This is a genomic window from Aeromicrobium sp. Leaf272 (assembly GCF_001422865.1).
In the GTDB taxonomy this organism is placed as follows: domain Bacteria; phylum Actinomycetota; class Actinomycetes; order Propionibacteriales; family Nocardioidaceae; genus Aeromicrobium.
This window is the reverse complement of the sequence record NZ_LMMY01000009.1, coordinates 363,067-373,096: the sequence shown is the minus strand read 5'-3', so window position 1 is coordinate 373,096 and position 10,030 is coordinate 363,067. Positions and strand designations below refer to the sequence as shown.

General features: G+C 71.4%; 8 protein-coding genes. 7 read left to right on the top strand and 1 reads right to left on the bottom strand.

Annotated features, from left to right (window positions below):
• Positions 1-286 (top strand): substrate-binding domain-containing protein (locus ASF38_RS17810; RefSeq protein ID WP_162237286.1); only part of this gene is annotated, 286 nt, incomplete at its 5' end.
• Positions 287-349: 63 nt separating this feature from the next.
• Here ASF38_RS17810 and ASF38_RS03375 read toward each other — a convergent pair.
• On the bottom strand, positions 350-1,330 hold the full coding sequence (locus ASF38_RS03375; RefSeq protein ID WP_156366761.1) for an oxaloacetate decarboxylase: 981 nt from the start codon (positions 1,328-1,330) through the stop codon (positions 350-352).
• 152 nt (positions 1,331-1,482) lie between these two features.
• On the opposite strand from ASF38_RS03375, the gene ASF38_RS03370 reads away from it, so the two are divergent.
• The 6 genes from ASF38_RS03370 (at position 1,483) to hisD (ending at position 9,611) form a co-directional block, all read left to right on the top strand.
• Complete coding sequence (locus tag ASF38_RS03370) at positions 1,483-2,286, top strand: SDR family NAD(P)-dependent oxidoreductase (RefSeq protein ID WP_056556314.1); 804 nt, start codon at positions 1,483-1,485, stop codon at positions 2,284-2,286.
• Complete coding sequence (gene leuC / locus ASF38_RS03365; RefSeq protein ID WP_055963331.1) at positions 2,286-3,698, top strand: 3-isopropylmalate dehydratase large subunit; 1,413 nt, start codon at positions 2,286-2,288, stop codon at positions 3,696-3,698. The genes ASF38_RS03370 and leuC overlap by 1 nt, the downstream gene beginning before the upstream one ends.
• A gap of 40 nt (positions 3,699-3,738) precedes the next feature.
• Positions 3,739-5,802, top strand: coding sequence for a hydantoinase/oxoprolinase family protein (locus ASF38_RS03360; protein ID WP_055963334.1), 2,064 nt, complete (start codon positions 3,739-3,741; stop codon positions 5,800-5,802).
• On the top strand, positions 5,799-7,604 hold the full coding sequence (locus ASF38_RS03355) for a hydantoinase B/oxoprolinase family protein (RefSeq protein WP_082480331.1): 1,806 nt from the start codon (positions 5,799-5,801) through the stop codon (positions 7,602-7,604). The genes ASF38_RS03360 and ASF38_RS03355 overlap by 4 nt, the downstream gene beginning before the upstream one ends.
• On the top strand, positions 7,601-8,233 hold the full coding sequence (locus ASF38_RS03350) for an isochorismatase family protein (RefSeq protein ID WP_055963337.1): 633 nt from the start codon (positions 7,601-7,603) through the stop codon (positions 8,231-8,233). The genes ASF38_RS03355 and ASF38_RS03350 overlap by 4 nt, the downstream gene beginning before the upstream one ends.
• Positions 8,234-8,294: 61 nt before the next feature.
• Positions 8,295-9,611 (top strand): histidinol dehydrogenase, encoded by a 1,317-nt coding sequence (hisD, locus tag ASF38_RS03345; protein ID WP_056556312.1) that lies wholly within the window; start codon positions 8,295-8,297, stop codon positions 9,609-9,611.
• Positions 9,612-10,030 lie beyond the last annotated feature (419 nt).

Here is a 10,030-nt window from a genome sequence, read left to right as displayed (position 1 = left end):
CCTCAGCGCCTTCGGCGCCCTCGACGCGGCCCGTGCCGCCGGCATCGTCGTGCCCGACGACCTGTGGATCGTCGGGTACGACGACGTCGACATGGCCTCCTGGGAGGCGTTCAGCCTCAGCACCGCTCGCCAGCCGGTCGAGGAGATGGTGCGCGTGGGTGTGCACCTGCTCCTCGAGCGCATCGACAGCCCGCGGCGTCCGTCGACGCATCAGCGCTTCGTCAGCGAGCTGGTCGTGCGCGACTCCACGGGTTGGGTGCCGGTCCCCGAGCGCGCGCTCGTCTGAGCGGCCGCTGCCCGATCGGCGCCCACCGGGTGGGTGCCGCGTGCCGGGCCGGGCCCGGGCGGGTCAGCCCCGCTCGGGCAGCTGGGTGAGGACGGCCGCCTCGAGGTCGTCGACGCGACCCTGGCCCATCAGGGCGTTCATCTCGTCGAGGCTCATCATCTGCGGCTGCCACGCGGAGGTCGACCCCGCGTCGCGGATCCCGGCGTAGAGCTCGGAGATGACGCGCCCCGCGAGCCGGAGCGCGGCCGTGGGGTACAGCGCGATCGCGTAGCCCATCGCGTCGATCTCCTCGAGCGGCAGGATGGGGGTGCGGCCGGACTCGGTGAGGTTCACGATCAGCCGGCCCGGGATCTCGGTGGCGATGCGCTCCAGGTGCTCGCGGCTCTCGGGCGCGTCGACGAAGACGGCGTCGACACCGAGGTCGTGGTAGCGCTTGCCCCGCTCGATCGCCTCGTCGACGCCGAGCGGGCCCAGCGCGTCCGTCCGGGCGATGACGAGGGCGTCGGCGCGGGTCCGCACGGCGGCGGCGACCTTGCGCTCCATCTGCAGGACTGGGATGACCTCCTTGCCCTGCATGTGGCCGCACCGCTTGGGCGCGACCTGGTCCTCGATCTGCACCGCCGCGGCGCCGGCCTGCTCCAGGCGGCGCACGGTGGCCGCGACGGCGGTGACGTCGCCGTAGCCGGTGTCGGCGTCGACGATGACCGAGACGGGCGTGCTCGTCGTGATGGCCGCGACCGCGTCGACGACGTCGGTCATGCCGGTGACGCCGAGGTCGGGCTGGCCGTGGCGCCACGCCGCCACGGCGTACCCGCTGAGGTAGAAGGCCTCGAAGCCGGCCGCCGCGGCGCAGTGCGCCTCCAAGGGCGTGCCGCCGCCGGGTGCCGCGAGGACCCCGTCGCGGTCGAGGAGGCCCCGCAGGGTGTCGCCGGGGCTGGTGCGGGGCGTCGTCGTCATGGCGGTCCTGTCGTCGGGGAGAAGATGGGGCGTGGGCCGCCGGTGCTCGGCGTCGGCGGTCGCGGTCGAGTATACGTATTCAGCCACGTGGGCTCTACCCCTTCGTCGCTCTGTGAGATTGTCTCGCGAAAGCGTTGACGACGCGGCAGCACGATGCTTGTATACGTATACAGACACCGAGCGAAGGACCGGAACATCCGGATCCAGGGCGGCAGCCGCCCACTGAGACGGGAGACCGCATGCGTGAGGACCAACCGCACACCGCCCCTCTGGCGGGTCGCGTCGCGGTGGTCACCGGTGGCGCTCGTGGCATCGGCCGCGAGATCGCCCTGGCGGCGGCCGAGGCCGGGGCGCGTGTCGCCGTCACGGCGCGCCGGGTCGAGGACGCGCAGGGCACGGTCGACGACATCGTCGCCCGTGGCGGCGAGGGACTCGCCGTCGCGCTCGACCTGTCCGTGCGTGAGCAGGTCGCGCCCGCCTTCGCCCAGGTCGTCGAGTCCTTCGGCGCGCTCGACGTGCTCGTGTGCAACAGCGGCGTCGGTGGTCCGTCGGCGGCCCTGTGGTCGGTCACCGACGAGCAGTGGGACGACGTCGTCGACGTCAACCTCACCGGCACCTTCCTGTCGATCCGCGCGGCCACGCCCCACATGGTCGAGGCCGGCCGGGGCGTTGTGCTGGTGATCGGCTCCATGACGGGGAAGCGTCCACTGCTGCACCGGGCCCCGTACGCCGCCACCAAGCTCGCGATGGTCGGTCTGTGCCGGACGCTCGCCCTCGACCTCGGCGAGCACGGCGTCCGCGCGAACGTGGTCTCGCCGGGGTTCGTCGCGGGCGAGCGGCTCGAGTGGGTCATCGAGAACCAGGCGACGGCGCTCGGCTCCGACGTGGCCACCGTCCGCGAGGAGCTGCTCGACGGCACCCCGCTCAAGCGGTTCACCACCGCCGAGGACGTGGCGGCTACCGTCGTCTTCCTCGCCAGCGACGCGGCATCCGCGATCACCGGTGAGGACGTCAACGTCTCCTCCGGGCTGGTGATGTACTGATGACCGGCACCCTCTTCGACAAGGTCTGGGACCAGCACGTGGTTCGGTCCGCGCCGGGTGAGGCCGACCTGCTCTACGTCGACCTGCACCTCGTGCAGGAGGTCTCGAGCCCGCAGGCGTTCAGCCAGCTGCGGCTCGACGGCCGACCGGTGCGGCGCCCGGACCTGACCCTGGCGACCGCCGACCACGCGGTGCCGACACTGGGCCGTGGGCTCGCGCTCGCCGACGACACGGCACGCCTGCAGGTCGAGACCCTGACGCAGAACTGCGAGGACTTCGGCGTCCCGCTGTACGGCGTCGGTGACCCCCGTCAGGGCATCGTCCACGTGATCGGCCCAGAGCTGGGCCTCACGCAGCCGGGGATGACGATCGTCTGCGGCGACAGCCACACCTCCACGCACGGCGCGTTCGGCGCCCTGGCGTTCGGCATCGGGACCTCGGAGATCGCCCACGTCCTCGCCACCCAATGCCTCCCCCAGCAGCGGCCCCGCACGCTCCTCGTCGAGGTGAGCGGCGAGCTCGGCCCCGGCGTCACCGCCAAGGACCTGGCCCTGACCCTGATGCACGAGCTCGGCACGGGCGGCGCCGCGGGCTACGCGGTCGAGTACCGCGGCGACACCGTCAGCCGGTTGTCGATGGAGGGTCGCATGACCCTGTGCAACATGACCATCGAGATGGGTGGCCGGATCGGCATGGTCGCGCCGGACGAGACCACGTACGCCTACCTGCGCGACCGCCCGTTCGTGGCGGCGATGGACCAGGGTCTCGACGAGCTCGTCGCCACCTGGGCCGAACTGCGCAGCGATCCCGACGCGGCCTTCGACGCGATGCGCCACGTCGACGCCACCTCCGTCGTGCCCATGGTCAGCTGGGGCACGACGCCCGCCATGAGCGTGCCCGTCACGTCGCGCGTGCCGCTGCCGGACGATCAGCCCGACCCCGACGCCGCGCGTCGCGCCCTGGAGTACATGGGACTGCAGGGGGGCGAGGCGCTCCAGGACGTCGCGATCGACCGGGTGTTCATCGGCTCGTGCACGAACGGCCGCATCGAGGACCTGCGCGCCGCGGCCGACGTGCTGCGCGGTCGTCACGTCGCCCCCGGCGTCGAGGCGATGGTCGTCCCGGGCTCCGCGGCGGTCCGTCGCCAGGCCGAGGAGGAGGGCCTCGGCGAGGTCTTCGAGGCCGCCGGGCTCTCCTGGCGCACGCCCGGTTGCTCGATGTGCGTCGGGATCAACGACGACCGCCTGTCGGCCGGCCAGCGGTGCGCGTCGACCTCCAACCGCAACTTCGAGGGTCGTCAGGGCGCCGGAGGGCGCACGCACCTCGTCTCCCCGACCATGGCCGCCGCCGCGGCCCTCCACGGACACCTCGTCGACGTGCGCGAGGTCCTCGCCTCGTCGACCGCACCATGACCACCCCTCCCCACCGGGACGACACAGGAGCTGAACAGACATGACCTTGCGCATCGGCGTGGACGTCGGAGGCACCTTCACCGACCTCTTCCTGCACGACTCCGAGAGCTCCCGGTTCTGGCTCGCCAAGACACCGTCGACGCCGGGCAACCAGGCCGAGGGCGTCATCCGCGGCATCCAGGAGATCTGCGCGAAGGCGGGCCTGGAGCCGCAGCAGCTCGACGCCGTGCTGCACGGCACGACCGTCGCGACCAACGCGCTGCTCGAGGACAAGGGCTCGCGGGTCGGCCTGCTCACGAGCCACGGCTGGCGCAACATCCTGCACCTCGCCGACAGCTGGACGCCCGGTCCGCTCTTCGGCTTCTTCAACTACGCCCCGCCGGAGCCCGTGGTCCCCTTCGAGCGAGTGCGTGCCCTCGAAGAGCGCATCACCGCCGACGGCGAGGTGATCCTCGAGCTCGACGAGGCCGACGTCCAGCAGAAGGTGCGCGAGCTTGTCGACGAGGGCATCGAGGCCCTGACCATCTCGCTGATGCACGCCTACGCCCACCCGGCCCACGAGGAGCAGGTCGCGAAGATCGCCGGCAAGGTGCTCGCCGACCTCGGCGTCGACATCCCGGTCTCGCTGTCGAGCGACGTCAGCCCGGAGTTCCGCGAGTACGAGCGTGCGGTCACGACCGTGCTCAACTCCTACCTGGGCCCCGTGATGCAGCGGTACCTGTCGACGCTCGACACGGCCCTGCGCGACGTCCCCGTGAGCGCGAGCCTGCAGGTCGTCCGCTCCGACGGCGGCCTCATGTCGGTCGGCGGCGCCCAGGAGCACCCGATCCAGACGGCGCTGTCCGGACCGTCCGGTGGCGTCAACGGTGCCGCGTACGTGGCCCAGCGCGCCGGGTTCGACAAGATCATCACCTTCGACATGGGCGGGACGTCCTCCGACGTCGCGGTCTGCGTGGGCGGCGTGCCCGAGGTGACGCGCGAGACCAAGGTCGCGGCCTTCCCCGTGCGCGCCCCCGCCATCAACGTCGAGACGATCGGCGCCGGCGGCGGATCGATCGCGAACGTCTCCGAGGTCACCGGCGGCCTGCGCGTGGGTCCGGAGAGCGCGGGCGCCCAGCCGGGGCCGGCCTGCTACGGCCGCGGCGGCACGCTGCCGACCGTCACCGACGCCAACCTGGTGCTCGGCCACCTGCCGACCACCCTGCTCGGCGGGGACATGACGCTCGACGCCGACGCCGCGATGAAGGCGCACGAGCCGCTCGCCGCCGAGATGGGCGTGGACGTGCACAGTGCGGCTCAGGCCGTCATCGACATCGTCAACGGCAACATGCTCGGCGCGCTGCGCGCCGTGACGGTGCAGCGCGGCCTCAACCCGCGGGAGTTCTCGCTGCTGTCCTTCGGCGGCGCGGGGGGCCTGCAGGCCAACGCGCTCGCCGCCGAGCTCGGCTGCTTCCCGGTGATCATCCCGCCGGAGGCCGGCGTGCTGTCGGCAGTCGGGTTCGTCGTCGCCGACGTGCAGAACGAGTTCGCGCAGGCCTACCTCTCGCCGGTCGAGTCGATCGACGTCCAGGCCCTGCGCGCGACGCTCGCCGAGCTCGGCGGCCGCGCTGACGCGTGGCTCGAGGAGGAGGGCGTCCCCGCCGCCGACCGCAGCGTCCGCTACGTCTTCGACATGCGGTATCGCCGCCAGGGGTACGAGATCACCGTCGAGATCGACGCCGACACCGCCGCGACCCTCGAGCTGGACGACCTGACCCGCCGCTTCCACGAGGAGCACGTCCGGCTCTACGGCTTCGAGCTCCCGGCGAGCGTCGAGGTCGTCACGGTCCGTTCGCGTGGCATCGGCCGCACCGAGAAGGTCGACCTGGAGCCCGGCACCGAGGTCGCTCCCGACGCGTCCGCCGCGCGGGTCGGCAGCCAGCCGTCGTGGGTCGACGGTGCCCTGCAGGACGTGCCGATCTACGACCGCGCCCTGCTCCAGCCGGGCATGTGCGTCGAGGGCAAGGCCGTCATCACCCAGTACGACTCGACCGTGCTGGTGCTCCCCGGGCACCGCGCGCGCGTCGACACCTTCTTCAACCTGCTGCTCGAGGAGTCCCGATGACCACGACGTCCGCCATCGACCCGGTCACCCTCGACCTGATCGAGAACTCGCTCAAGAACATCCGCATCGAGATGGACGAGGTGCTGCGGCGCTCGGCCATGTCGTCGTCGATCCGCGAGCAGCACGACGAGTTCCCGATGATCGCCAACGAGCGCGGCCAGATGATCGTGGGCCAGTTCGGCTCCTACATCCCCGACGTCGTGGCGCGCTTCGACACGGTCGCACCGGGTGATGCCTACATCCTCAACGACCCGTACCTGTGCCGCGGCTCGATCTCGCACACCAACGACATCCTCGTGATCGTCCCGATCTTCCACGGCGAGCGCCTGGTGGGCTACGCGAGCCAGTTCGGACACGTGCTGGACATCGGCGGCACCTCGCCCGGCACGCAGACGGCCGACTCGCACTCCATCTGGGACGAGGGCCTGCGCATCCCGCCGGTCAAGATCGTCGAGGGCGGCGTGCTGAACGAGGGGGTCGTTGCGCTGATCCTCAACAACACGCGCGTCCCCGACATCGTTCGCAGCGACATCATGGGCCTGATCGGCGCCTGCCAGCGTGCCGCGAGCCGCGTCGTCGAGCTTTGCGACCGTCACGGCCAGCCGACCTACTCGGCGGCCTGCGACGCGCTGCTCGAGCGCACGCGCGTCGCCATGATCACGCTGATCCGCAAGTACGTCCCCGAGGAGAAGGTCGTCTTCTGGGACTGGGTCGACGACGACGGCGCGGGCAACGGTCCGTTCAAGCTGCAGCTCACGGTCTGGCGCGAGGGCGACACGGCCTACTTCGACTGGACGGGCACCGACCCGCAGGCTCCGGGCTCGATCAACTTCCTCATCCACGAGAACCTCTGCAAGCTGTTCTTCGGCGTCTACATGATCATGGCGTTCGACTCGAGCATCCTCTTCAACGACGGCTACAACAGCGTCTTCGAGGTCACGCTGCCCGAGGGCTCGCTGCTCAACCCGAACTTCCCCGCCCCGCTGTCCAACCGGCTCAACGTCCACACCCGGCTGTTCGACTGCATCTCCGGGGCGCTCGGCCAGAAGGCCCCCGACCTCTCGATGGGCGCGGGCTACGGCACCAGCCCGCACCTCGTCTACTCCGGCTACGCCGAGGACGGCGAGTACTTCCAGATGACCGAGCTGCTGTTCGGCGGGCTGCCCGGCCGCAAGGCCGGCGACGGCCTCGACGGTCACTCCTGGTGGCCGGAGTTCCGAAGCACCCCGGCGGAGTACATGGAGACGAACTACCCCCTGGTCGCCATGCGCTACGAGCCGGTCACCGACTCCGGCGGAGCCGGTCTCCACCGTGGCGGCGCCGGGATCGAGCGGGAGTACCTGTTCCGTCGCCCGGGCTTCGTGGGCGTCAACGACGACCGTGCGACCCTGCAGCCGTGGGGCATCGGCGGCGGACGAGCCGGCGGGAGCTCCTCCAAGCTGATCGTGCGCGCCGACGGCACCCGCGAGGAGCTGCCCTCCAAGCGCGACAACATCAAGGTCGAGCCGGGCGACCGCCTGGTCTTCCGCACCGCCGGAGCCGGTGGCTGGGGAGATCCGCTGCAGCGGCCGGTGGCCGCCGTGGAGCAGGACATCGCCCGCGGGCTCGTGTCGAAGGAAGCGGCCCGCGCCGAGTACGGCGTCGTCGCCGGCGACCCGGAGGCGACGGCGGTGCTGCGCGAGGAGCTCGCCGCGTCACGGACCGGTGCGCTCGGCTTCGACTTCGGCGCCCTCCCCGACGGCCTCGTGCCGCCGGTGCAGGTCGCCGCCTCGTCCGCCGGTCGGGACGGAGCCTCCGCATGAACGCGCTCGACGAGGACTACCGCCAGTCCGGCTTCAACCAGCGTCTGGGCTTCGGTGAGCGGCCGGCCGTCCTGGTCGTCGACTTCGTCAAGGCCTACCTGACCCCCGGCAACCCCCTCTACGCCGGGGTGGAGGACGCCCTGGCCGCCGCGACGACGCTCGTCGAGACGGCCAGGGAGTCCGACGTGCCGGTGCTGTACACGGTCGTGCACTACGAGGACCCCACCGAGGGCGGCCCGTTCTTCCGCAAGGTGCGTGCGCTGCAGAACTTCGTCGGCGACACCGAGGCGGGCGAGATCTGCGACGAGCTCGCGCCGCGTGACGGCGAGCTCGTCATCCGCAAGAAGTTCGCCAGCGCGTTCTTCGGGACCGGCCTGAAGGAGACGCTCGAGGAGATGGGCGTCGACAGCGTCATCGTCGCCGGCCTGAGCACGAGCGGCTGCGTCCGGGCGAGCAGCCTCGACGCCATCCAGTCGGGCTTCGTGCCGATCGTGGTCCGGGAGGCGGTCGGCGACCGCGCGGCCGGCCCGCACGACGCGGCCCTGTTCGACCTCGACGCCAAGTACGCCGACGTCCGCAGCCTCGACGAGGTCCTCGAGCACCTGCGCTCGCTCGCTGCTACCTCCTAGCCCCGAACCGACACCTCCCACCCCGCCGCGGCGCCCGCCGCTCACCGAACGGAGCACCCCCATGGAACACCTCAAGAAGCCCACCGGCAGCGACGCGTCGGCCGGCACCCGCGACCTCGTCGTCTCCCAGACCGTCGCCTCGATCATCGAGGACGTGCGCACCCGCGGCGACGCCGCCGTGCGTGAGCTGTCGGCGAAGTTCGACTCCTGGGAGCCCGAGAGCTTCAGGCTCTCGGCCGAGGAGATCGACCGCATCGTCTCCTCGGTCCCGCAGCAGGTCCGCGACGACATCGTGACGGTGCAGGCCAACGTCCGCGAGTTCGCGCAGCACCAGCTCGACTCGATGAAGGAGTTCGAGGTCGAGACCATGCCGGGCGTCCTCCTCGGCCAGAAGCACGTCCCGGTCGAGGCGGCAGGCGCCTACGTCCCAGGTGGTCGCTACCCGCTGCTCGCCTCGGCGCACATGACCGTCGTGACCGCCAAGGTCGCCGGAGTGGAGCGGACCACCGCCTGCACGCCGCCGATCCGTGGCGAGGTGCCTGCTCCCACGATCGCCGCGATGGCGCTCGCCGGTGCGGACGAGATCTACCTGCTCGGCGGCGTCCAGGCCGTGGCTGCGATGGCCATCGGCACCGAGACCATCGGCAAGGTCGACATGCTGGCCGGTCCCGGCAACGCCTACGTGGCCGAGGCCAAGCGTCAGCTCTACGGGGAGGTCGGCATCGACCTCTTCGCCGGGCCCACGGAGATCCTGGTCATCGCGGACGACCACGCGAACCCGTTCGTGGTGGCCGTCGACCTCCTGAGCCAGGCCGAGCACGGCCCGGACTCGCCGGCCGTGCTCATCACCACCAGCCGCGAGCTGGGCGAGGAGGTCATCGCGCACGTCGAGCGCCTGCTGCCCGGGATGTCGACCAACGACAACGCGGGACCGGCCTGGCGGGACCACGGCGAGGTCATCGTCGTCGACTCCCTCACCGAGGCCTACGCGCTGGCCGACCGCTTCGCGAGCGAGCACGTCCAGGTGTTGACGCAGGAGCCGCGTCGAGCCCTGACCGAGATGCGCAACTACGGCGCGCTGTTCCTCGGGGAGGGCACCTGCGTGTCCTACGGCGACAAGGTCATCGGCACCAACCACACCCTGCCGACGCGGGGCAGTGCGCGCTACACCGGCGGCCTGTGGGTGGGCAAGTACCTCAAGACCGTCACCTACCAGGAGGTCACCGATCCGGCCTCGAGCGCGGCGCTGGGCGAGCTCTGCGGTCGCGCGGCGCGAGTGGAGCTGTTCGAAGGTCACGCACGGTCCGGTGACGTCCGCGCGGCGGGCCACAACGGTGTCGAGCCGGACTGGATCACCGAGGCGCGCTCCGTCGTGTGACGTTCACGTGACGTCGCCGTCACGTTCGTGATGCAGGGCACAAAAACCCTTGACAGGGTCTGCGTCACCGAGTTGTATACGTATACATCGTAGAGAGGAGGAGAGATGTCGGAGTCGCTGCACCGTGGTCTCGCCGCACCAGCGGGCGGGCATCTCTCCTCCTCCGCAGCCCGAGGGCGGGGGGCCCACGAGCCCAAGGACGAACGGTCGGCCGCGCCCGCGGTGCAGGCCGGACGGACGCCGCATCCCGGCCGTCGGCCGCGGACGACGTCGACCCACCCCATCAGGAGAGAGACATGACCCCAAGAACTCCAGGCCGACTGCGTCGCACCGGTGGTGCCGCCGTGGCCCTGCTGCTGTCCGCCGCCGTGATGACCGCGTGCAGCACGGCGTCCGACTCGTCGTCGTCGTCCGACGGC